The sequence below is a fragment of the Rhizobium esperanzae genome (assembly GCF_002204185.1).
Classification (GTDB): domain Bacteria; phylum Pseudomonadota; class Alphaproteobacteria; order Rhizobiales; family Rhizobiaceae; genus Rhizobium; species Rhizobium esperanzae.
Map to the genome: position 1 here is coordinate 22,150 of NZ_MXPU01000029.1, position 20,867 is coordinate 43,016.

General features: G+C 61.2%; 20 protein-coding genes. 16 read left to right on the forward strand and 4 right to left on the reverse strand.

Annotated features, from left to right (window positions below):
• Nucleotides 1-7 precede the first annotated feature (7 nt).
• The 6 genes from B5E41_RS28550 (at nucleotide 8) to B5E41_RS28575 (ending at nucleotide 4,235) form a co-directional block, all read left to right on the forward strand.
• Nucleotides 8-889 carry a peptidylprolyl isomerase gene (locus tag B5E41_RS28550; RefSeq protein WP_088397024.1) on the forward strand — a complete coding sequence of 294 codons (882 nt, stop codon included), beginning with the start codon at nucleotides 8-10 and terminating at the stop codon, nucleotides 887-889.
• A gap of 113 nt (nucleotides 890-1,002) precedes the next feature.
• The gene (gene argJ / locus B5E41_RS28555; RefSeq protein ID WP_088397041.1) at nucleotides 1,003-2,244 is read left to right on the forward strand and encodes a bifunctional glutamate N-acetyltransferase/amino-acid acetyltransferase ArgJ; all 1,242 of its coding nucleotides are present in this window, start codon (nucleotides 1,003-1,005) and stop codon (nucleotides 2,242-2,244) included.
• Nucleotides 2,225-3,031: a GNAT family N-acetyltransferase gene (locus B5E41_RS28560; protein ID WP_088397025.1), complete on the forward strand. Its 807-nt coding sequence runs from the start codon at nucleotides 2,225-2,227 to the stop codon at nucleotides 3,029-3,031. The genes argJ and B5E41_RS28560 overlap by 20 nt, the downstream gene beginning before the upstream one ends.
• On the forward strand, nucleotides 3,028-3,441 hold the full coding sequence (gene mutT, locus B5E41_RS28565) for an 8-oxo-dGTP diphosphatase MutT (protein WP_088397026.1): 414 nt from the start codon (nucleotides 3,028-3,030) through the stop codon (nucleotides 3,439-3,441). The genes B5E41_RS28560 and mutT overlap by 4 nt, the downstream gene beginning before the upstream one ends.
• Before the next feature lie 227 nt (nucleotides 3,442-3,668).
• Nucleotides 3,669-3,986, forward strand: a complete 318-nt coding sequence (locus B5E41_RS28570) for a hypothetical protein (protein ID WP_064697586.1) — start codon at nucleotides 3,669-3,671, stop codon at nucleotides 3,984-3,986.
• Between the two features lie 81 nt (nucleotides 3,987-4,067).
• Nucleotides 4,068-4,235 (forward strand): Flp family type IVb pilin, encoded by a 168-nt coding sequence (locus tag B5E41_RS28575; RefSeq protein ID WP_088397027.1) that lies wholly within the window; start codon nucleotides 4,068-4,070, stop codon nucleotides 4,233-4,235.
• Between the two features lie 15 nt (nucleotides 4,236-4,250).
• On the opposite strand, the gene B5E41_RS28580 is transcribed toward B5E41_RS28575, so the two are convergent.
• Entirely contained in the window at nucleotides 4,251-5,135 is an 885-nt protein-coding gene (locus B5E41_RS28580) for a methyltransferase domain-containing protein (RefSeq protein ID WP_088397042.1), read from the reverse strand.
• Nucleotides 5,136-5,212: 77 nt separating this feature from the next.
• On the opposite strand from B5E41_RS28580, the gene B5E41_RS28585 reads away from it, so the two are divergent.
• The 4 genes from B5E41_RS28585 to B5E41_RS28600 are packed head-to-tail and all read left to right on the forward strand — an operon-like array spanning nucleotide 5,213 to nucleotide 7,569.
• Nucleotides 5,213-5,989 carry a ComF family protein gene (locus B5E41_RS28585; RefSeq protein WP_088397028.1) on the forward strand — a complete coding sequence of 259 codons (777 nt, stop codon included), beginning with the start codon at nucleotides 5,213-5,215 and terminating at the stop codon, nucleotides 5,987-5,989.
• A 28-nt stretch (nucleotides 5,990-6,017) separates the two neighbouring features.
• On the forward strand, nucleotides 6,018-6,275 hold the full coding sequence (grxC, locus tag B5E41_RS28590; protein ID WP_088397029.1) for a glutaredoxin 3: 258 nt from the start codon (nucleotides 6,018-6,020) through the stop codon (nucleotides 6,273-6,275).
• Nucleotides 6,276-6,286: 11 nt separating this feature from the next.
• Nucleotides 6,287-7,144 carry a carbon-nitrogen hydrolase family protein gene (locus tag B5E41_RS28595; RefSeq protein ID WP_088397030.1) on the forward strand — a complete coding sequence of 286 codons (858 nt, stop codon included), beginning with the start codon at nucleotides 6,287-6,289 and terminating at the stop codon, nucleotides 7,142-7,144.
• Complete coding sequence (locus B5E41_RS28600; protein ID WP_088397031.1) at nucleotides 7,141-7,569, forward strand: DUF1178 family protein; 429 nt, start codon at nucleotides 7,141-7,143, stop codon at nucleotides 7,567-7,569. The genes B5E41_RS28595 and B5E41_RS28600 overlap by 4 nt, the downstream gene beginning before the upstream one ends.
• An 82-nt stretch (nucleotides 7,570-7,651) precedes the next feature.
• Here the strand turns inward: B5E41_RS28600 and ubiG are convergent, their stop codons facing one another.
• A complete protein-coding gene (gene ubiG, locus B5E41_RS28605) occupies nucleotides 7,652-8,398 on the reverse strand; it encodes a bifunctional 2-polyprenyl-6-hydroxyphenol methylase/3-demethylubiquinol 3-O-methyltransferase UbiG (RefSeq protein WP_088397032.1) in 747 nt (248 codons plus the stop codon).
• A 296-nt stretch (nucleotides 8,399-8,694) separates the two neighbouring features.
• Here ubiG and B5E41_RS28610 point away from each other — a divergent pair, with 296 nt between their 5' ends.
• From B5E41_RS28610 to clpB, 6 genes are all read left to right on the forward strand, one after another.
• Entirely contained in the window at nucleotides 8,695-9,969 is a 1,275-nt protein-coding gene (locus B5E41_RS28610) for an aspartate kinase (RefSeq protein WP_064697592.1), read from the forward strand.
• A gap of 89 nt (nucleotides 9,970-10,058) precedes the next feature.
• On the forward strand, nucleotides 10,059-12,326 hold the full coding sequence (gene ptsP / locus B5E41_RS28615; protein WP_088397033.1) for a phosphoenolpyruvate--protein phosphotransferase: 2,268 nt from the start codon (nucleotides 10,059-10,061) through the stop codon (nucleotides 12,324-12,326).
• 28 nt (nucleotides 12,327-12,354) lie between these two features.
• A complete protein-coding gene (gene prfA, locus B5E41_RS28620; protein ID WP_088397034.1) occupies nucleotides 12,355-13,434 on the forward strand; it encodes a peptide chain release factor 1 in 1,080 nt (359 codons plus the stop codon).
• On the forward strand, nucleotides 13,431-14,291 hold the full coding sequence (gene prmC, locus B5E41_RS28625; protein WP_088397035.1) for a peptide chain release factor N(5)-glutamine methyltransferase: 861 nt from the start codon (nucleotides 13,431-13,433) through the stop codon (nucleotides 14,289-14,291). Before prfA ends, prmC begins: the two co-directional genes overlap by 4 nt.
• 342 nt (nucleotides 14,292-14,633) lie before the next feature.
• On the forward strand, nucleotides 14,634-15,362 hold the full coding sequence (locus B5E41_RS28630) for a DUF4167 domain-containing protein (protein ID WP_088397036.1): 729 nt from the start codon (nucleotides 14,634-14,636) through the stop codon (nucleotides 15,360-15,362).
• A gap of 252 nt (nucleotides 15,363-15,614) precedes the next feature.
• Complete coding sequence (clpB, locus tag B5E41_RS28635) at nucleotides 15,615-18,215, forward strand: ATP-dependent chaperone ClpB (protein WP_064805196.1); 2,601 nt, start codon at nucleotides 15,615-15,617, stop codon at nucleotides 18,213-18,215.
• 57 nt (nucleotides 18,216-18,272) lie between these two features.
• Here clpB and B5E41_RS28640 read toward each other — a convergent pair whose 3' ends face one another.
• On the reverse strand, nucleotides 18,273-20,213 hold the full coding sequence (locus B5E41_RS28640) for a M23 family metallopeptidase (protein ID WP_088397037.1): 1,941 nt from the start codon (nucleotides 20,211-20,213) through the stop codon (nucleotides 18,273-18,275).
• A 392-nt stretch (nucleotides 20,214-20,605) separates the two neighbouring features.
• On the reverse strand, nucleotides 20,606-20,867 hold a 262-nt coding region (locus B5E41_RS32025), incomplete at its 5' end, for a hypothetical protein (RefSeq protein ID WP_176439453.1).

A 20,867-nucleotide genomic window follows, 5' to 3' on the forward strand; every position in this document is an offset into this window, starting at 1 on the left:
TTATTTGATGTTGAGCACCAATAAATTCGCCGTGCTGGCGTTTGCAACTTTCGTTGCATTCCAGGCTCCGGCCCATGCAGAGGACGCCGTCGTCGCCAAGGTCGGCAATCTGGAGATCCACCAGTCTGAGCTCGATCTCGCCGTCGCCAACCTCGATCCGCAGCTGGCGCAGCTCCCCGACGACCAGAAGAAGGTCGCAGCCCTGTCCGCCGCCATCGATGTGAAGCTGCTAGCGGCCGGCGCGACAACGGAGAAGCTCGAGCAGACTGACGAGTTCAAGAAGCGCATGCAGTACCTCACCGACCGCGAGCTTCACAATGCTTATTTCAAGAAGCACGTCGTCGACACCGTGACGCCCGACGAAATTAAGGCTCGTTACGACAAGGAAGTCGCCGCCCTGCCGAAGCAGGAGGAAGTCCACGCCCGCCACATCCTGGTCAAGACCGAGGACGAAGCCAAGGACATCATCAAGCAGCTCGACGCCGGCAAGGATTTCGCCGAACTCGCCAAGGAAAAATCCACTGATCCGAACAAGTCGGAAGGTGGCGATCTCGGCTATTTCTCGCGCGGCCGTATGGTGAAGGAATTCGAGGACGCGGCCTTCGCACTCGAGAAGGGCACCTATTCGAAAACGCCCGTCAAGACCGATTTCGGCTATCATGTCATCAAGGTCGAGGACAAGCGCGACGCTCCGCCGCCGCCTTTCGACCAGGTGCAGGACCAGGTTCGTCAGCTCGTCATGCGCGACAAGTATCTTGCCCTCCTCAACCAGGCCAAATCGTCTGCCAAGGTCGAGATCTCGGACGAGACGCTGCGCAAGGGTTACGACGAGGCCAACAAGCAGCCGGAGCCGGGCAGCGAGCCTGCCCAGCCGGCGCCGAAGCAGTAATATTCGCATCAGGGCCCGGTTCTTCCGGGCCCTTCCTTATCGTTGTTGTCGCATTTCCGGACGGCGAGCCGGTTCTTTCAGTCGCCGGGAAATGCTCATTGGCAGGTTTCATCATGTCAGGTTCCGTTTCGCCGCTCGCCCCGAAATCCTTCGTTCCGATGCCTTCGCTGCGCGGCGTGCGCATGGCGACGGCTTCGGCCGGCATCAAGTACAAGAACCGCACCGACGTGCTGATGATGGTCTTCGATAAGCCGGCATCGGTCGCGGGCGTCTTCACCCGTTCCAAATGCCCCTCCGCGCCAGTCGATTTCTGCCGTGCGAACCTGCCGCACGGCACTGCGCGCGCCGTCGTCGTCAATTCCGGCAACGCCAATGCCTTTACCGGCATGAAGGGCCGCCAGGCGACCGCCCTGACGGCGAAGTCGGCTGCTGCGGCCGTCGGCTGCGGCGAAAACGAGATCTATCTGGCATCGACCGGCGTCATCGGCGAGCCGCTCGACGCCACCAAATTCTCAGGCGTCCTTGGCAGGATGCAGGCCGAGGCGACCGGCGATTTCTGGTTCGAAGCCGCCAAGGCGATCATGACGACCGATACCTATCCGAAGGTTTCAACCCGCAGCGCCGAGATCGGCGGCGTGGCCGTGACGATCAACGGCATTGCCAAAGGCGCCGGCATGATTGCGCCCGACATGGCGACCATGCTCTCCTTCGTCGTTACCGATGCCGACATCGCGTCCGAAGCGCTGCAGGCGCTTCTGTCCGACGGCGTCGGGCCGACCTTCAATTCCATGACCGTCGACAGCGACACGTCAACCTCCGATACGCTGATGCTGTTTGCGACGGGGGCTGCGGCCGAGGACGGCCAGGCGCGCATCGAACGCGCCGACGATCCGCGCCTTGCCGCTTTCCGCGCCGCGCTCAACGAAGTGCTGAAGGACCTGTCGCTGCAGGTTGTGCGCGACGGCGAAGGCGCCACCAAGATGCTCGAAATCACTGTGACCGGCGCCGAGAGCGATGCCGCCGCCAAGCGCATTGCGCTGTCGATCGCCAATTCGCCGCTGGTCAAGACGGCGGCCGCCGGCGAAGACGCCAATTGGGGCCGTATCGTCATGGCGGTCGGCAAATCCGGCGAGATGGCCGACCGCGACCGGCTCGCCATCTGGTTCGGGGACATCAGGGTCGCCGTCAACGGCGAACGTGACCCGGATTATTCCGAGGCAGCCGCGTCAAACGTGATGAAAGCGCAGGATATCCCCGTCAAAGTCGATATCGGCCTCGGCACCGGGTCGGCGACCGTCTGGACCTGCGACCTCACCAAGGAATATGTTGCGATCAATGGCGACTATCGGAGCTGATCGTCTATTGGTGCAGGCATCCATATCTTCAACGAATCTGCCGTTGGTCCGCAGGCTGGAGGCCGTCGGCTTTCGTGCCTGGCCGGCGGCGTCCGTGCAATATGACGGCAGCTGGCAGGTGCGGCTGACGGCGGGCCACCCGTCCAACCGGCTGAATTCCATCGTGCCGCTCGACCCCTCGGACCATCGCGATGTCGAGATCCGTCTGGAAAAGGCGAGCCGGAAGTTCGAGGCCTATGGCCGCGCCGCCGTGGTCCGTCAGACGCCGCTCGCCTCGCCGGTGCTGATCGAGCTTCTCAGCGCCCGGAACTGGACACGGTTCGACGAGACCATGGTGATGACCTGCGATCTCGCCGAGGCCGAGCTGCCGGATACGCTCGATCATCTGCCGACCCATGATGTCGGCCGTTTCGTCGATGCCAACCTGGCGGTCGACAGGGCGCCGCTGAGCCTGAAGCCGGCGCTTGCCGAAATCATTTCGGCGATCAAGCCGCCGTCGGGTCTGTTCATGATTGAGAATGCCGTGGAGGGACCGCTCGCGACCGTGCTCTGCGTTCAGGACAACGATCTTGCCGGCATCATGTCGCTTTCAGTCTGCGAAGCGCGGCGGCGCGAGGGGCTCGGCACCGAAATCCTGACTTCGGCGCTCAGGTGGGCGCGCATGCGCAGCGCCCGCTCGGCTTGGCTGCAGGTCAGGCTTTCCAATCGCCCGGCCATCGCGCTCTACGAGCGCCTCGGTTTTCGCGATGCCTATCATTATTGCTATTGGCAGCGAGGTCCGCGATGAGCGAGGCAGGCCGAAAAATATTGCTGGTCGCCGCCTGTGCGCTGATCGATGCCGATGGGCGTATCCTATTGGCACAGCGTCCCGAGGGAAAGTCGCTGGCCGGACTTTGGGAGTTTCCCGGAGGGAAAGTCGAGCCCGGCGAAACTCCGGAGGAGACGCTGGTGCGTGAGCTCGAGGAAGAGCTTGGTGTCAAGACCAAGATCGCCTGCCTGGCGCCGCTCACCTTTGCCAGCCATTCCTACGAGACGTTCCACTTGTTGATGCCGCTCTATATCTGCCGGCGCTATGAGGGGATTGCCCAAGGCCTTGAGGGGCAGGCTTTGAAATGGGTGCGTGCGCAGGCGCTGCGCGAATACCCCATGCCGCCCGCCGACGAGCCGCTTATCCCGATGCTGCAGGATTTACTTTAAAGCGCGTCCCGTTGAATTTAATCGGTGCGACCCGCTTTGAATTCTTATTCCATTGCATGTCATCCGTGAACCACTGCAGAGTTCCGGCCGACATGTATTAGCATTGTCTGATTTTTATTGTGCCGCAGCGTTTTCGGCTGTGGATATTAATGGATCGTTTAACACCTTCTGCCAAAGATCGGCCTCAATCAAGCATCTGGCGTGCGTGTATTAAAAGGCTTGACGTCATGGACGATGATTTCTGGAAAGCTGTCCGGGAAAAGGAACGGGCTTCGTCTGCCTCGCGCAGGACGGGTGCGCTCAATATCGCCCTTCTGTTCGGCACGGCGGTGGTCGCGTTGACGTTGATTCTGACGCCTATGCTTGCGGATTCCTCGAAGAAAAGTGTCTTTGCGAGTGCACCGGTCGATTTCGATACGATCACGACCGGATCGATTCCGAAGAACGAAAGCGGCAAGCACTATACCATTCGTCGTAGCGTCCTTCAGGACACGCCCGGCTCAGTCTGCGTCGTCCAAGGCTACGGCGTCGGCGCCGGTTGCTGAAGCGGACGCTTGGGATGACGGCCATCGCTCGGTGGCTGTGGAATTGATCGTTGCAGGCGGTTCACGCAGAAGGTTGGGGTAATGCGTCTTTGGAAAGCATTTCTTGCAGATGACAACGGCGCAACGGCGGTAGAATACGGCCTGATCGCCGCCATCATTTGCACAGCGCTTGTCTCCGGTCTCGGCATCTTTAGCGGCAGCCTGCATAACGTCTTCAACGTGGTCGGCAACAATATCACCGTCAATTGACGAAGCTGCGGACGATCACTGCCTGAGCTTGTGTTCGTCCACTTTCAGCGCGTCGGCAAGGCGTGCTTTCGCCGAGCCCGGCTGGAGCGGCTTCTGCTGGCTCTCGTGCGGAGCCCATCCGGAGACATAGATGATCGAGAATGTCGCGCGAATGCGTCCGTCGGGATCGGAATGGCGTTCGGCGTAGATCTCTGCGGCGCGCAGGAAGAAGGCGCGCGTCAGCGGCATGCGACTGCGGGCTGCAAGCGGATTGCTCATGCCCATTGCCCTGAGATCGCGCATCAGCGGGAAGAGCGAGTCGTATCGGACCGTATAGTTCTCAGCGTCGATCACCGGAAGGGTGAAGCCGGCGCGCTGCATCAGACTGCCGATATCGCGCACATCGGCGAAAGGGATGACGCGCGGGCTTGCGCCGCCCGTCATCTCGACCTCGGCTGCCAAAAGCACGTCGCGCAGTTCCTGCAGCGTCCCGGCGCCGGGAATGGCCGCCAGGAACAGGCCGTCCGGCTTCAGGGCGCGGCGAATCTGGATGAAAACGCCGGGCGTATCGTTGGTCAGATGAAGGTTGAGCGGCGCGAGGATGAGATTGACCGATTGCGGCGCAAGCGGCACGTCCTCGAGCGTCGCCTCGACAAAAGTTTCGCCTGGGCCCGCATACGTCTTCTCGCTCTCGACGCGGATCATCGTGCCGATCTTGCCCGTCGCCATTGCCGCGCGGGCGGCTGCACCGGTCGTGCCATGCAATTCAACGGCGGTTTCGAAGCGCCGCTCGACGACATCAAGCCTCTCGGCTATTTCCTCGGCCGCGATGTCGAGCAGGAAGGCGGCTTTCAAATCGTTGTTAACGAGCGCGCGATGGCGATGTGCGGCGATCAGGGCTCTGTCGAAGATCGTTTCCATGGGGATGTCCATAGTCCCGGCTCGCTGCAGCGGCAAGGCGATTTTCCTTTCGAAGAGAACAGGCTAGTCTCGACCTCATGAAACGGATCCACTCCGAACGGCCGGCAGATTTGCTCCGGGCGCATCTTCTGCGACCGTTTTTGGCGCTTGCCGATTTCCTCTATCCGCCCGCCTGTTCCGTCTGCGGCATTTCGACCGGCGGCCATCGCGGACTGTGTGCGAAATGCTGGTCCGGCATCCGCTTCATCGAGCGGCCCTATTGCGAAGTGCTCGGTATTCCCTTCTCGCATGATCTCGGCGCCGGCATCCTCAGCGCCGAGGCGATCGCCAATCCGCCGCCTTTCGACCGGTTGCGGTCAGCGGCGACGCACGACCATGCCGTCCGAGATCTCGTTCACGGGTTGAAATATCGCGATCGCACCGATCTGGCGCCGATGATGGCCGGCTGGATGCTGCGTGCCTCCGACGGCGCCGTGGAAAGCTGCGATGCGCTGATCCCGGTGCCGTTGCACCGCACCCGCATGCTGTCCCGTAAGTTCAACCAAGCTGCCGAACTTGCCCGCCATATGGCGAGCCTATCGGGCAAACCGTTGCTTGCTGCAACGCTCATCCGCGTCAAGCGCACCAGCCAGCAGGTCGGCCTCGGCGCCAAGGCGCGCGAGGACAATGTCAGAGGTGCTTTCGCGATTGCCAAAGGCTGCGAGAACGACGTTTTCGGCAAGCGTATTGTGCTTGTCGACGATGTCTACACAACAGGCGCGACAGTCGCCGCCGCCAGCCGGACGCTGCGGAAGGCGGGTGCGGCCGAGATAACGGTTTTGACCTTTGCAAGGGCCCTTTCCGAGCCTATATGACAGAAAATACCCGGCATCCGGAGATATCATGGTACCCGTCACCATCTATACACGGCAGTTCTGCGGCTATTGCAGCCGCGCCAAGTCCCTTCTCGAACAAAAAGGCGTCCACTATATCGAGTACGACGCGACCTATTCGCCGGATCTTCGCCAGGAGATGGTCGGCAAGGCGAATGGGCGCGCGACCTTCCCGCAGATCTTCATCGGCGCCGAACATGTCGGCGGTTGTGACGACCTCTTCGCGCTCGATCGCGCCGGCAAGCTCGATCCGATGCTGGCGGCCTGAAGGAAGACCCGATGAGCTTCAAGGCCGCCGCCGTTCAGATGTGCTCCGGGGTCGATCCGGCAAAGAACGCCACCGCCATGGCGCGGCTGGTGCGCGAGGCGGCCGCCAAAGGCGCCACCTATGTGCAGACGCCTGAAATGACCGGTATGCTGCAGCGTGACCGCGCGGCGGCACGCGCCGTGCTTACCGATGAGGCGCGCGATATTATCGTCAAGACGGGCTCCGAGCTTGCCAGGGAACTCGGCATCCACATGCATGTCGGCTCGACGGCGATCGCGCTTGCCGACGGCAAGATCGCCAATCGTGGCTTCCTCTTCGGTCCTGACGGGCGGATCCTCAATCGCTACGACAAGATCCATATGTTCGACGTTGATCTCGACAATGGTGAGAGCTGGCGTGAAAGCGCGTTCTATACGGCCGGCTCGGAAGCCCGCGTTCTGTCGCTGCCCTTTGCGGAAATGGGTTTTGCTATCTGCTACGACGTTCGCTTCCCCGCACTTTTCCGCGCTCAGGCCGTTGCCGGCGCCGAGGTAATGACGGTTCCTGCCGTGTTCACCAAGCAGACCGGTGAGGCGCATTGGGAAATCCTGCTGAGAGCGCGCGCGATCGAGAACGGCGTTTTCGTCGTTGCCGCGGCGCAGGCCGGCCGGCACGAGGACGGGCGCGAGACCTTCGGTCACTCGATGATCATCGACCCCTGGGGCACGGTGTTGGCCTCGGCCGGCCCAACGGGCGAGGCGGTCATCGTCGCCGAGATCGATCCCGGCGCGGTCAAGGCCGCCCATGACAAGATCCCGAACCTGAAGAACGGTCGGGAATTCTCGGTCGAGAAAATCGCGGGGGCAGTCGCAGGAGGCGTCGCCGCTTGATCCGCTATTCCCTCACCTGCGACAATGCCCATGAATTTGAAGGCTGGTTCTCAGAAAGCGCCGATTTCGACCGTCAGGTCGCGAGCGGGTTTCTGACCTGCCCGATCTGCCATTCCGCCGCCGTCTCCAAGCTCCTGATGGCGCCTTCGGTGTCGACTGCGCGCAAGAAGGACGAGAGGCAGACGCTGGCGATGGACGCCATGCGCCGGGAGGCCCTGCAAAAGCTGAAAGAGGCGGTCGCCGCCGTCAAAGCCAATTCCGAGGATGTGGGCACGAAGTTCCCTGAGGAAGCCCGCAAGATCCATTACGGCGAGGCGGACGCCCGCGGCATCATCGGCCAGGCGACGGTCGACGAGGCCCAGGCGCTGGTGGAGGAAGGCATCGAGATCGCCGCCATTCCGGTACTGCCGGAAGACGTGAACTGAGATGCATTCAGTTCACCTGGCCCCTCTTGAAAGTTGGCGGGAAGGCGCCGCAGAAAGTTAGCCGATTAATTGTCTGCGGGAACTATGCCGGCCGCTTTGCCAGCAACATGTAGTTCACGTCCATATCCTTGGACAGGTTCCACTGGTTGGACAGTGGATTGAAGAAGACGCCGGTGCGGTCGGTAATCTCAAGGCCGCTTGCCGTGAGCGGCTTTTCCAGCTCTTCCGGGCGCACCAGCTTTTCATACTGATGGGTGCCGCGCGGCAGCCAGCGCAGGATGTTTTCAGCGGCGAAGATGGCAAGGGCCGCCGCCTTCATCGTGCGGTTGATCGTGGCGACGAAGATCAGGCCGCCGGGGCGGACCATCTTTGCGCAGGTCGTCATGAAGAGTTCGACGTCGGCGACGTGTTCGACCACTTCCATGTTCAAGACGATATCGAAAATCTCGCCGGCGTCGGCAAGTTCCTCGGCGGTGACGGCGCGATAGTCGACCGGAACGCCTGAGGTCTTCGCATGGGTCGAGGCGATGCCGATATTCTTCTCGGAGGGGTCCGCGCCGACGACAGAGGCGCCCATGCGGGCGACGGGTTCGGACAGGAGACCGCCGCCGCAGCCGATATCGAGCACGCGCAGGCCTTCGAGCGGGCGGGCGCTTTTCGGATCACGGCCGAAATTCTCGCAGGCCTTGTCTCTTATATAGGCGAGACGGACGGGGTTGAATTTGTGCAGTGGCTTGAACTTGCCGGTCGGGCTCCACCATTCCGCCGCCATCGCCGAGAAGCGGTCCACTTCGCCCTGGTCGATCGTGCTCCTGGCGCCTTCCGTCATCATCTACTCCTTGCGTTCGTGACAAGTGAAGTCGGACGATCGGCGGCATAAGTCAAGGGCGGAGGTTATCGAGGAGCGACGGGCGTGCAGACGCTCGGCAATTGCTTTATATCGTGCGCTTGCCTCCCCCCGCCAAACTCGCTAAGAGACCCCGCAACTTGGGGCCTTCAGGGCCTGGGCTTTTAGAGCGGTTCCAAAAACTAGGAGCCCGGCTCTTTCGCCAAGCCGTTCGCCCCAGAGCTTTCGTGATGCCGGGTCGGGTTTCCGCTTCCCGGCGCCAGTCGTGGTAGAGGCATATGGCACGCATCGTAATGAAATTCGGCGGCACGTCCGTCGCTGACCTGGACCGCATCAAGAACGTTGCCCGCCACGTCAAACGCGAAGTCGATGCCGGTCACGAGGTCGCGGTGGTGGTCTCGGCGATGTCAGGCAAGACCAATGAGCTGGTCGGCTGGGTGCAGGGCACGCCGAAGGTCATCGGCGCCAATTCGCCGTTTTACGATGCGCGGGAATATGATGCGGTCGTCGCCTCCGGTGAGCAGGTGACCTCGGGGCTGCTGGCGATCGCATTGCAGGCGATGGATATCAATGCGCGGTCCTGGCAGGGATGGCAGATTCCGATCCGCACGGACAACGCACATGGCGCAGCCCGGATTCTGGAGATCGACGGTTCCGACATCGTCAAGCGGATGGGCGAGGGGCAGGTCGCCGTCATCGCCGGCTTCCAGGGGTTGGGACCGGACAACCGCATCGCCACTCTGGGACGCGGCGGGTCGGACACGTCGGCCGTCGCCATTGCCGCGGCTGTCAAAGCGGATCGCTGCGATATCTATACCGATGTCGACGGTGTCTATACGACCGATCCGCGCATCGTGCCGCAGGCGCGCAGGCTGAAGAAGATCGCCTTCGAGGAAATGCTGGAGATGGCCTCGCTCGGCGCCAAGGTGCTGCAGGTGCGTTCGGTCGAGCTTGCCATGGTGCACAAGGTGCGTACCTTCGTGCGCTCGTCTTTCGAAGATCCCGATGCTCCGGGCATGGGCGATCTGTTGAACCCGCCCGGAACGCTGATTTGTGACGAGGATGAAATCGTGGAACAGGAAGTAGTCACCGGCATCGCCTATGCCAAGGATGAGGCTCAGATCTCGCTTCGCCGTCTTGCCGACCGGCCGGGCGTCTCCGCGGCGATCTTCGGGCCGCTTGCCGAATCCCATATCAATGTCGACATGATCGTCCAGAATATTTCCGAGGACGGATCGAAGACCGACATGACCTTCACCGTGCCGTCAGGCGACGTCGAGAAGGCGATCAAGGTGCTCGGCGATCATAAGGAGAAGATCGGCTACGATGTCGTGCAGAACGAATCGGGGCTGGTGAAAGTCTCAGTCATCGGCATCGGCATGCGCAGCCATGCCGGCGTCGCTGCCACCGCGTTTCGCGCCCTTGCCGAAAAAGGCATCAACATCAAGGCGATCACCACCTCCGAGATCAAGATTTCCATCCTGATCGACGGTCCCTATGCAGAACTCGCTGTCAGGACTTTGCATTCCTGCTACGGTCTGGATAAGAATTGATTCCCAGTGGGCGGCCTGCCCCTTCAGGTTGAGTAGACGAGGGCCGGCCTGCCGGGACTGAGTGCGTTGTTTCGGGAGCTTGAGACGCCATGAGAGACCTTTCCGGCGGTCCGCGCGTGCTGCTCAGGCGGCTGCGCGAGTTAATGGCAGAGCCGCTGGAGCCGCAGGATCGTCTTGACCGGATCGTCCGCCAGATTGCCAGCAACATGGTGGCGGAAGTCTGCTCCGTCTATGTGCTGCGCGCCGACGGTGTGCTCGAACTCTACGCGACCGAAGGCCTCAACCGCGAGGCGGTGCACCTTGCGCAGCTGAAGATGGGGCAGGGCCTCGTCGGCACGATCGCCGCCTCGGCGCAGCCGCTGAACCTTTCCGACGCGCAGTCGCATCCGGCCTTCCGCTACCTGCCGGAGACGGGCGAAGAAATCTACCATTCCTTCCTCGGTGTGCCGATCCTCAGGACCGGGCGCTCGCTTGGCGTTCTCGTCGTCCAGAACAAGGCGAGCCGCAACTATCGCGAGGAGGAGGTGGAAGCACTCGAAACGACGGCGATGGTGCTTGCCGAGATGATCGCCACCGGCGAGCTCAAGAAGATCACCAAGCCGGGCCTCGAACTCGACCTGACGCGTTCGGTGACGATTGATGGCGACACCTATAATGACGGCATCGGCCTCGGCTATGTCGTCTTGCACGAGCCGCGCATCGTCGTCACCAACCTGCTGAACGAGGATGCTGAGAAGGAAATCCGCCGGCTGGCGGAGGCCATGGGGTCGCTCAGGATCTCGATCGACGACATGCTGTCGCGCCGCGACGTGTCGATGGAAGGCGAGCATCGCGAGGTGCTCGAAACCTATCGCATGTTCGCGCATGACCAAGGCTGGGTGCGCAAGCTCGAGGAAGCGATCCGCAACGGCCTGACGGCGGAAGCGGCGGTCGAAAAGGTGCAGAGCGACACCAAGGCGCGGATGATGCGGTTGACTGACCCTTATCTGCGTGAACGCATGCACGATTTCGAGGACCTGGCGAACCGGCTGCTCAGGCAGTTGACGGGTTATACCGGGCGCACGACCGCCGAGGGTTTTCCCAATGACGCGATCATCCTGGCGCGGGCCATGGGGGCGGCCGAGCTGCTCGATTATCCCCGCGCCAATGTGCGCGGACTGGTGCTGGAAGAGGGGGCGGTGACGAGCCATGTGGTGATCGTGGCCCGTGCCATGGGCATTCCCGTCATCGGCCAGGCGGCGGGTGTTGTGGCGCTCGCCGAGAATGGCGATGCCGTGATCATCGACGCCGACGAAGGGCATGTGCATCTCCGTCCGATGGCCGATCATCGGCGCTCCTACGAGGAAAAAGTGCGTTTCCGCGCGAGGCGGCAGGAGCAGTTCCGGGCGCTACGCGCCATCGAGCCGGTCACGAAGGACGGCCAGCGGATCTCGCTGATGATGAATGCCGGCCTGCTGGTCGACCTGCCGCAGCTCTCGGAATCGGGTGCGGAGGGCATCGGTCTCTTCCGCACCGAGCTGCAGTTCATGATCGCTTCGACCATGCCGAAGGCGGAAGAGCAGGAGCAGTTCTACCGTAATGTGATCAAACAGGCGGCAGGCCGCGTGGTCACCTTCCGCACGCTCGATATCGGCGGCGACAAGGTGGTGCCGTATTTCCGAGGTCATGAGGAGGAAAATCCCGCACTCGGGTGGCGCGCGATCCGGCTGTCACTCGACAGGCCGGGATTGTTGCGCACCCAGCTGCGCGCCCTGCTGAAGGCATCGGCCGGCACCGAGCTGAAGCTGATGGTCCCGATGGTGACCGAAGTTTCCGAGCTGAAGATGGTGCGCGAACTCCTGCAGAAGGAAGTGCAGCATCTGTCGCGCTTCGGGCATGGGCTGCCGCGCAAGCTGCAATTCGGAGCGATGCTGGAGGTGCCCGCGCTGCTCTGGCAGCTCGACGAGCTGATGGAGGCGGTCGATTTCGTCTCGGTCGGTTCCAACGACCTCTTCCAGTTTTCGATGGCGGTCGATCGCGGCAATGCGCGCGTGTCCGATCGCTTCGACCCCCTCGGCAAGCCGTTTTTGCGGATCCTCCGTGATATCGTGCGCGGGGCGGATCGGAACACGACGCCAGTGACGCTTTGCGGCGAGCTTGCCGGCAAGCCGCTTTCGGCAATGGCGCTGCTCGGCATCGGCTTTCGGTCGATCTCGATGTCGCCGGCCTCGATCGGTCCGGTAAAGGCGATGCTGCTCGGGCTTGATGTCGGGGCGCTGGCGAAGGTGATGGACGAAGTGCTGGACGATCATCGCAGCACGGTGCCGATGCGCGAGGTGCTTGCCCGCTTCGCCGAGAGCCACAATATTCCCCTTTAGAGAAATATAAGAAGAATCGGAGTGAAGGGTGGCGAAGCTTCCCGTTGAAAAGATGCGCGAGCTGGAACGCCGTTTCGGCGAGATCGAGGCGCGCATGTCGGCCGGTCCGGCCGCCGATGTCTATGTGAAGCTCGCATCCGAATATTCCGAGCTGCAGCCTGTCGTGGCGAAGATCCGCGCCTATGAGAAGGCTGTCGCCGAGCTTGCCGATCTCGAAACGCTGCTCGAGGACAAATCGGTCGATCGCGAGATGCGCGATCTTGCCGAACTCGAACTGCCCGAAGTGAAAGCGCGGATCGAGGTGCTGGAGCAGGAAATGCAGATCCTGCTTCTGCCGAAGGACGCAGCCGACGAAAAGAGCGCGATCCTGGAAATCCGCGCCGGCACCGGCGGCTCGGAAGCTGCCCTTTTTGCCGGCGATCTTTTCCGGATGTACGAACGTTTCGCGTCGGAAAAGGGCTGGAAGGTAGAGGTGCTCTCGGCAAGCGAGGGTGAAGCCGGCGGCTACAAGGAGATCATCGCGACGATCACAGGCCGGGGCGTCTTCGCCAAGTTGAAGTTCGAATCCGGCGTGCACCGTGTGCAGCGCGTGCCGGAGACCGAAGCAGGCGGGCGCATCCATACTTCGGCCGCGACGGTGGCGGTGCTGCCGGAAGCCGAGGAGATCGACATCGACATTCGGCCGGAAGATATTCGCATCGATACGATGCGCTCGTCGGGCGCCGGCGGCCAGCACGTCAATACGACGGACTCGGCGGTGCGCATCACCCATCTGCCGACCGGCATCGTCGTCACCAGCTCGGAAAAATCGCAGCATCAGAACCGCGCCAAGGCGATGCAGGTCTTGCGTTCCAGGCTTTACGATGCCGAGCGGCAGCGGGCCGATAGCGAGCGCTCGGCCGATCGCAAGAGCCAGGTCGGCTCCGGTGATCGTTCGGAACGCATCCGTACCTACAATTTTCCCCAGGGGCGCGTCACGGACCATCGTATCAATCTGACGCTTTACAAGCTCGACCGGATGATGGAAGGCGAGATCGAAGAGGTCGTCGACGCACTGATGGCCGATTATCAGGCAAGCCAGCTGGCGCAGCTCGGCGAACAGCAATGAGCGGTACGGTCGCCGATATGCTTGCCGCAGCGCGCCGTCGTTTCACAGAGGCAGGCATTGTCGATCCGGTGACCGATGCGCGGCTGCTTGTCGCAGGCATTTTGAAACTGTCGTCAACGGAGCTTTTGACGCGGTCGGCCGAGAGGCTCTCTTCAGATCAGGCGCAGGCGATTTCGAGGGCCCTGGAGCGGCGTCTCGGCCATGAGCCGGTGCATCGTATTCTGGGCGAGCGGGAATTCTACGGCCTGCCGCTTGGCTTGTCGGCGGAAACTTTGGAGCCGCGTCCGGATACGGAAATCCTGGTCGATACAGTGCTTCCTTATCTGAAGGACCTTGCAAAGGCGCAACGCCATCTCCATATTCTTGACATCGGAACCGGGAGCGGGGCGATATGCCTCGCGCTCTTGAGTGAATGTCCCGAGGCGTCGGGTATCGGCAGCGACATATCGGCTGATGCACTTAGGACGGCGAAGTCAAATGCAGAAAGAAACGGGTTGCAGGATCGTTTTCAGGCCGTGCAGTCGAATTGGTTCGAGAACATCCAGGGCTCCTTTCACGCGATTGTCTCAAATCCGCCCTATATTGCCTCCAATGTCATTCACGATCTCGCTCCCGAAGTGACGAAATTTGATCCGGTTGCAGCGCTGGATGGCGGCCCGGATGGGCTTGACGCTTACAAAGCCATAGCCAAGGATGCGGCAAGGTTCATGAGGCCCATCGGGGTTCTCGGACTGGAAATCGGCTACGATCAGCGAAACGATGTGACGGCGATCTTCGAAGCGAAAGGCTTCAAGTGCCTCAAATCCGTGAAAGATTATGGTCAGAATGACAGGGCGCTTGTTTTCGCGCTTGCGTAAAAGGCGATAACTGCGGCATCGGACGGGACATTATTGCTATTGCGAAGAAAAGGCTTGGATTTCCCAGGGAAGCAATATAGGTTGCGGACACGTGTTGGGCAGATAGGAATGAACGAGATTCGTTCGGTACTTGGTTTGCCTCGGGGGTCCGCTCTTTTAAACGAGAGTTTCAACGGTTGAACACGACCCAACGCGTGAATCAGTCAAACTGACTTGAGAACCAAGCGGCAGGTCGGCGCAAAGGCGCAGTATGCTCGCGGCACAAAGGTCCTGACCCGGTTTCCGGTCATGGCGGTTGGTGCCATGTATCCATCACAAACAGAGAATTCAGGTGAACGATCTATGAGGCCAGGACAGCAAAACAAGCGCGGTCGAGGGCGTGGTAACAACAATAACAATGGCGGCGGCGGAAATAACAATAACAACAATTTCAACCGCAAGGGCGGTAACCCGCTGACCCGGAGCTATGACAGCTCCGGCCCCGATGTGAAGATTCGCGGTACTGCACAGCATATCGCCGAGAAATATGCGCAACTTGCCCGTGATGCCCAGAGCTCTGGCGACCGCGTGATAGCCGAGAATTATCTTCAGCACGCCGAACATTACAATCGGATCATCGCCAGCGCTCAGGCGCAGATGCAAGAGCGGTTCCAGCGCGACGATCGCAGCGACTACAATGACCGCGACGCGGCGGATCGCGACAGCGACGACATCGATACCAGCGACAATGATGGCGACGATGTCGTCATCGTCCAGCCGCCGCAGAGCAGGCAGCATCAGCCGCAGGCACAACCAAAGTCCGCGCCGGCACCCGTTGCGGCGCCTGCCCCGGCACCCCAACCCGAAATCATCGACGGAACCGGCCCGCAGCCGGAGATCGAAGGCATTCCTGCCGAGGTCGCCATGGACGAGGAAGGCTCTGCCGGCCAGTCACGCGAACGCCAGCCCCGTCGTCGTAGCCCCGGCAATCGTCCCCGTCGCCCGCGCCGCGGCGCAGACGGCGATGCAGCCTCCGAGGGCGAGGGTGCTTCCGCCGAGGCGCCGGTTCTGGCGGATGCCGCATCGGAATAAGGGATCTGGCCGCTCCTTTCGGGGAGGGTCGGGTGCTCATGCCATCTGTTCGAATTTCCTTGAAAATCCCCGGCCTCGTGCCGGGGATATTCGTCTTATGGGCTCTTTAAACTCCCGAAACAGCGTACCATATTCTCCTCGACTGCTTCGCCCAATTCCCAGATGGGCTAAGCGCGGCCTGCCTTTTCAGGGGGTCGATCTCAATCATCGGTCTGCGCCTCGTAAGGGCAGGGCGATCAATGGAGGTAGAATATGAATATCGAGAAATATTCCGAGCGGGTGCGCGGTTTCATTCAGTCGGCCCAGACCTATGCGCTGGCGCAGGGGCATCAGCAATTTTCACCCGAACATGTGCTCAAAGTTCTGCTCGATGACGATCAGGGCATGGCGGCGTCGCTGATCGAGCGTGCCGGCGGCGATGCCAAGGCTGCTCGCCTTGCCAATGATGCGGCTCTTGCCAAGTTGCCGAAGATATCGGGCGGCAACGGCAACATCTACCTGGCGCAGCCGCTCGCCAAGGTGCTTTCGACCGCCGAAGAGGTGGCCAAGAAAGCCGGCGACAGTTTTGTCACGGTCGAACGTCTGCTGCAGGCGCTGGCGATCGAATCCTCGGCTTCGACCTATTCGACGCTGAAGAATGCGGGCGTGACAGCCCAGGGTCTCAACCAGGTCATCAACGATATCCGCAAGGGCCGGACCGCGGATTCCGCCAGCGCCGAGCAGGGCTTCGATTCACTCAAGAAATTCGCCCGCGACCTCACTGGCGAAGCCCGCGAGGGCAAGCTCGATCCGGTGATCGGCCGCGACGATGAGATCCGCCGCACCATCCAGGTCCTGTCGCGCCGCACCAAGAACAATCCGGTGCTGATCGGCGAGCCGGGGGTTGGCAAGACGGCGATCGTCGAAGGTCTGGCTCTGCGCATCGTCAACGGCGACGTGCCAGAATCGCTGAAGGACAAGAAGCTGATGGCGCTCGACATGGGCGCGCTGATTGCCGGCGCGAAATACCGCGGCGAATTCGAAGAGCGGTTGAAAGCGGTCCTCAATGAAGTCCAGGCGGAAAACGGCGAGATCATCCTGTTCATCGACGAGATGCACACGCTGGTCGGCGCCGGCAAGGCGGACGGGGCGATGGATGCCTCCAACCTTCTAAAGCCTGCGCTTGCCCGCGGCGAGCTGCATTGCGTCGGCGCAACCACGCTCGACGAATATCGTAAACATGTCGAGAAGGATCCGGCGCTTGCCCGCCGCTTCCAGCCTGTCGTCGTCGACGAACCGACAGTCGAAGATACGATCTCGATCCTGCGCGGACTCAAGGAAAAATACGAGCAGCATCACAAGGTTCGCATCGCCGATGCGGCGTTGGTTGCCGCCGCGACGCTGTCCAACCGCTATATCACGGATCGCTTCCTGCCCGATAAGGCCATCGATCTGATGGATGAGGCGGCGGCGCGACTGCGCATGCAGGTGGATTCCAAGCCGGAAGAGCTCGATGAACTCGACCGCCGGATCATTCAGATGAAGATCGAGCGTGAGGCGCTGAAGAAGGAAACCGACGTCGCTTCCGCCGACCGGCTGAAGCGGCTGGAGACCGAACTCACCGCGCTTGAAGAGGAGGCCGATGCGCTGACGGCCCGCTGGCAGGCGGAAAAGCAGAAGCTCGGCCTTGCCGCCGATCTCAAGAAGCAGCTCGACGACGCCCGCAACGAACTGGCGATTGCCCAGCGCAAGGGTGAATTCCAGCGCGCTGGCGAGCTCACCTACGGCGTCATTCCGGATCTCGAAAAGCAGCTGGTCGAAGCCGAGAAGCAAGATGGCGAGCGCGGCGCGATGGTGCAGGAGGTGGTCAGCCCCGACAATATCGCCCATGTCGTTTCCCGCTGGACCGGCATCCCGGTCGACAAGATGCTGGAAGGCGAACGCGACAAGCTGCTTCGGATGGAAGACGAGCTGGCGAAATCGGTGATCGGCCAGGGCGATGCGGTTCAGGCCGTGTCGCGCGCCGTCCGCCGCGCCCGCGCCGGTCTGCAAGATCCGAACCGGCCGATCGGCTCGTTCATCTTCCTCGGCCCGACCGGCGTCGGCAAGACGGAGCTTACCAAGGCACTCGCCCGCTTTCTCTTCGATGACGAAACGGCGATGGTGCGCATGGACATGTCGGAATACATGGAGAAACACTCCGTCGCCCGACTGATCGGCGCGCCTCCCGGCTATGTTGGTTATGACGAAGGCGGGGCGTTGACGGAAGCCGTGCGCCGCCGGCCATATCAGGTCGTCCTATTCGACGAGATCGAGAAGGCGCATCCCGACGTCTTCAACATCCTGCTGCAGGTGCTGGATGACGGACGCCTGACGGACGGCCAGGGCCGGACGGTCGACTTCCGTAATACGATGATCATCATGACCTCGAACCTCGGGGCCGAATATCTGACGCAGCTCAGGGACGGCGATGACAGCGATACGGTTCGCGAGCAGGTGATGGACGTCGTGCGTGGGCATTTCCGGCCGGAATTCCTGAACCGCATCGATGAGATCATCCTCTTCCACCGCCTGAAACGCGAGGAGATGGGCGCGATCGTCGATATCCAGCTGAAGCGGCTGGTGGCTCTGCTGTCCGAACGCAAGATTGTTATCGATCTCGACGAGGAAGCTCGCCATTGGCTGGCGAACAAGGGGTATGATCCGGTTTACGGCGCAAGGCCGCTGAAGCGGGTGATCCAGAAATTCGTGCAGGACCCGTTGGCCGAGCAGATCCTGTCGGGCCAGGTGCCGGACGGATCGACTGTCAAGGTGACGAACGGTTCGGACCGGCTGCAGTTCAGCACGCGGCAGACGGTGAGCGCAGCGGCTTAATTTGGGTTGTCGAGAAATGAGAAATGGCGGCTTCGGCCGCCATTTTTCGTTTAGAGACTACTTGCTCGCCACCTGATCCGGCGTCTGGTTGTTCAGCAGCGTATCGATACGCTTTCGCTCGTCCTCGAATTTCGCCAGCGCCTCACCCTGCAGCGATTTGCCGCCCGGCAGACGTATGCGCAGCGGATCGACCTTGGTGCCGTTGACGATCAGCTCGTAATGCAGATGCGGGCCGGTGGATTCACCCGTCGTGCCGACCCAGCCGATCACCTGGCCCTGACGTATTTTCGCGCCGGGAACGACGCCTTTGGCAATGGCGCTCTGGTGATTGTAGGAGGATTCATAGCCATTGGCATGGCGGATGATCGTCTGATTGCCGTAGCCGCCGGAATCCCAGCCGGCTTTTTCGACTGTGCCATTGCCGGAGGCGATAATCGCGGTGCCACGCGGCGCCGCCCAATCGACGCCGGTATGCATTCGCGCGAAACCGAGGATCGGATGGCGGCGCATGCCGAAGCCCGACTTGAAAATGCCGTTCGGAACCGGGTTGCGCAGCAGGAACTGACGGATGCTCTTGCCGTTCTCATCGAAATAATCGACCGTACCGTCGTCGGGATCCTGGAAGCGATAGAAGCGCGTCTGCGTATCGCCGAAACGAGCATTGACGTAGAGCAGTTCGGAATCCTCGGTCGCCTGGCCGGTGCTGTCGGCGACGGAGAAGAAGGCCTCCAGCTTATCGGTCGATCTCAGCTGCGCCTGGAAATCGACATTGCTTGCGAGCAGCTTGATGATCAGCGCGGTCATATCCTTGGTCATCCCATAGGAAAGGGCGGCACGATAGATGCCGTCATAGACGCGCGGCAGGTTCTGTCCCGGCGGCGGAGCGAAGGTATTGTCATCGAAAGCCGTGGCGATTGCATCCAGCATCGGCGGCTCGCTGCCAGGCACGTATTTGCCCTTGTCGTCGAGGGCTACGGTGACGAGATGGCGCGTGCCGCGGTAGACGCTGGCCCGGATGATCTTTGCCTGTTCGCCCTTCTGGATGATGCCGATGCGCAGCACGTCACCCTTTTCGAGATCGCTGGCGCCGAGTTGCTCCGAGATATAGTTGGCAATGCCATCGGCATATTGCTGTGGGTAGCCTGAATCCGTAAGCGCCTTGGCGATCGGTGTATCGGCGCGCACCGGAAGGATGTCATCGGCGAATTCTTCGGTCTGCGGCGTGATCGATTCCGGCGCAGAAACCGTCATGTTCTGCTCGAGCACGCGGGCGGACAGGCCGGCCGTCAGATCGACATCTGCTTCCTCGTTGGAGAAACGACGTGGATCGACGTAGTAGAGAGCCGCGAGCTGCGTATTGCCGTCGGTCAGCACGGAGCCGTTGGAGCGGACGTTTTCCTCGACCTCCTCGAGCGATAGGCCTGAGGCCATTTTCATACTGGTCTTGGCGGTCGGGAACGGAACCGTCTTCAGGCTGACTTCAGATTCAACGTCCGAGCCATAGAGTGCGCCGGTGCGGCTCTGCGGGGCGGGCTGCGGTTCGTCGGCGGAAAATATCGCCAGGGGATCAAAATCGGGATAGTCCTCGGTCGCCACATGGTTGGCGGCCAGCGTCATCTTCACATGCGCGAAGGGCTGGCGGCGCACGACCTCCTTCTCGCCGTCATGGACAACGGTCGATACTTCCATAATCGCCCGATCGGAAGGTTTTGCGGCAATGGCGGGCGCGATCAGCCGGCCGCCGCGGACCACGGCCGTGTCCACATGCGTCTCTGGGGCAGCACTCGCATAGGCCTCGGCAGGAATCGCCAGCTGTTGGCGACCATCAAGCGCGGCAAAAAGGGCGACACCCATCAGGACAGAGGATGTGATACCGGTGAGAAACGTGCCCGAGAGCCAACGCAAGGAAACTTCGCGCTTGTCGGGCGCACGCCTGCCATCGGCCAGAAGCGGGGGCTCGTTGCCCAACGAGCGGATCATCATTTTCTCCGTCATCATGGCAGTCGGGTCCGCGTCCTTACATTTGACGTCTCTGGAAGCATTTCTCGGCCATCCTGGCTGGGGCGAAAGATGTGCATATTTTGGGCACCGAAGTCAAATCGCGCACTGGAAAGGCAGCCTATCTGCATTTGCCTGTGTGAATCATGTGTCCGTAAAGACCAGCAGATTGTGATCATGTCGGGGCGCGAGAGACGAAAGAGCGCTCTTTCCACGAAAAGTCGACGAATGTTCACTTCTCTGCCTCGGTGGAAACGGCTCAGAATCCGGGAAATGCTGGCATCGACCGGCTTCGCAGAAAGTTCGCCTGAAAAAACAACGGCTTGAAAGAAAAATGATTTTTTTCGAAAAGGGCAGTTGACTTAGAAAAGGGGTTAGCTCTATAAGCCCACTCACTGAACGAGGGCGGCGGCGCTGCTGGCGACGAAGTCTTTCGTTCTGAAGAAACTCAAGCGGATTGGCGATTGCTGGTTTGTTGCTTCGGGCTTAGGTTTGGAGCGGGTTTTGGTGACGGCTGATGGTCGTCGGTTCTTTGACAATTGAAGATGAGAAGAAAGAGAAACGTGGGCGGCGGAGCTTGCGGGATCGGCAGCGATGCTGGTTCTTTGAAAGAGACTTTGGCGGTCACGTTTATCAAGAGAAGTTACACTGGTT

Excerpts from the sequence above, each read along its gene's own strand:
- B5E41_RS28550 (WP_088397024.1), top strand. The coding sequence starts at position 8 with ATGTTGAGCACCAATAAATTCGCCGTGCTGGCGTTTGCAACTTTCGTT.
- argJ (WP_088397041.1), top strand. The coding sequence starts at position 1,003 with ATGTCAGGTTCCGTTTCGCCGCTCGCCCCGAAATCCTTCGTTCCGATG.
- B5E41_RS28560 (WP_088397025.1), top strand. The coding sequence starts at position 2,225 with ATGGCGACTATCGGAGCTGATCGTCTATTGGTGCAGGCATCCATATCT.
- mutT (WP_088397026.1), top strand. The coding sequence starts at position 3,028 with ATGAGCGAGGCAGGCCGAAAAATATTGCTGGTCGCCGCCTGTGCGCTG.
- B5E41_RS28570 (WP_064697586.1), top strand. The coding sequence starts at position 3,669 with ATGGACGATGATTTCTGGAAAGCTGTCCGGGAAAAGGAACGGGCTTCG.
- B5E41_RS28575 (WP_088397027.1), top strand. The coding sequence starts at position 4,068 with ATGCGTCTTTGGAAAGCATTTCTTGCAGATGACAACGGCGCAACGGCG.
- B5E41_RS28580 (WP_088397042.1), bottom strand. The coding sequence starts at position 5,135 with ATGGAAACGATCTTCGACAGAGCCCTGATCGCCGCACATCGCCATCGC.
- B5E41_RS28585 (WP_088397028.1), top strand. The coding sequence starts at position 5,213 with ATGAAACGGATCCACTCCGAACGGCCGGCAGATTTGCTCCGGGCGCAT.
- grxC (WP_088397029.1), top strand. The coding sequence starts at position 6,018 with ATGGTACCCGTCACCATCTATACACGGCAGTTCTGCGGCTATTGCAGC.
- B5E41_RS28595 (WP_088397030.1), top strand. The coding sequence starts at position 6,287 with ATGAGCTTCAAGGCCGCCGCCGTTCAGATGTGCTCCGGGGTCGATCCG.
- ubiG (WP_088397032.1), bottom strand. The coding sequence starts at position 8,398 with ATGACGGAAGGCGCCAGGAGCACGATCGACCAGGGCGAAGTGGACCGC.
- B5E41_RS28610 (WP_064697592.1), top strand. The coding sequence starts at position 8,695 with ATGGCACGCATCGTAATGAAATTCGGCGGCACGTCCGTCGCTGACCTG.
- ptsP (WP_088397033.1), top strand. The coding sequence starts at position 10,059 with ATGAGAGACCTTTCCGGCGGTCCGCGCGTGCTGCTCAGGCGGCTGCGC.
- prmC (WP_088397035.1), top strand. The coding sequence starts at position 13,431 with ATGAGCGGTACGGTCGCCGATATGCTTGCCGCAGCGCGCCGTCGTTTC.
- B5E41_RS28630 (WP_088397036.1), top strand. The coding sequence starts at position 14,634 with ATGAGGCCAGGACAGCAAAACAAGCGCGGTCGAGGGCGTGGTAACAAC.
- clpB (WP_064805196.1), top strand. The coding sequence starts at position 15,615 with ATGAATATCGAGAAATATTCCGAGCGGGTGCGCGGTTTCATTCAGTCG.
- B5E41_RS28640 (WP_088397037.1), bottom strand. The coding sequence starts at position 20,213 with ATGATGACGGAGAAAATGATGATCCGCTCGTTGGGCAACGAGCCCCCG.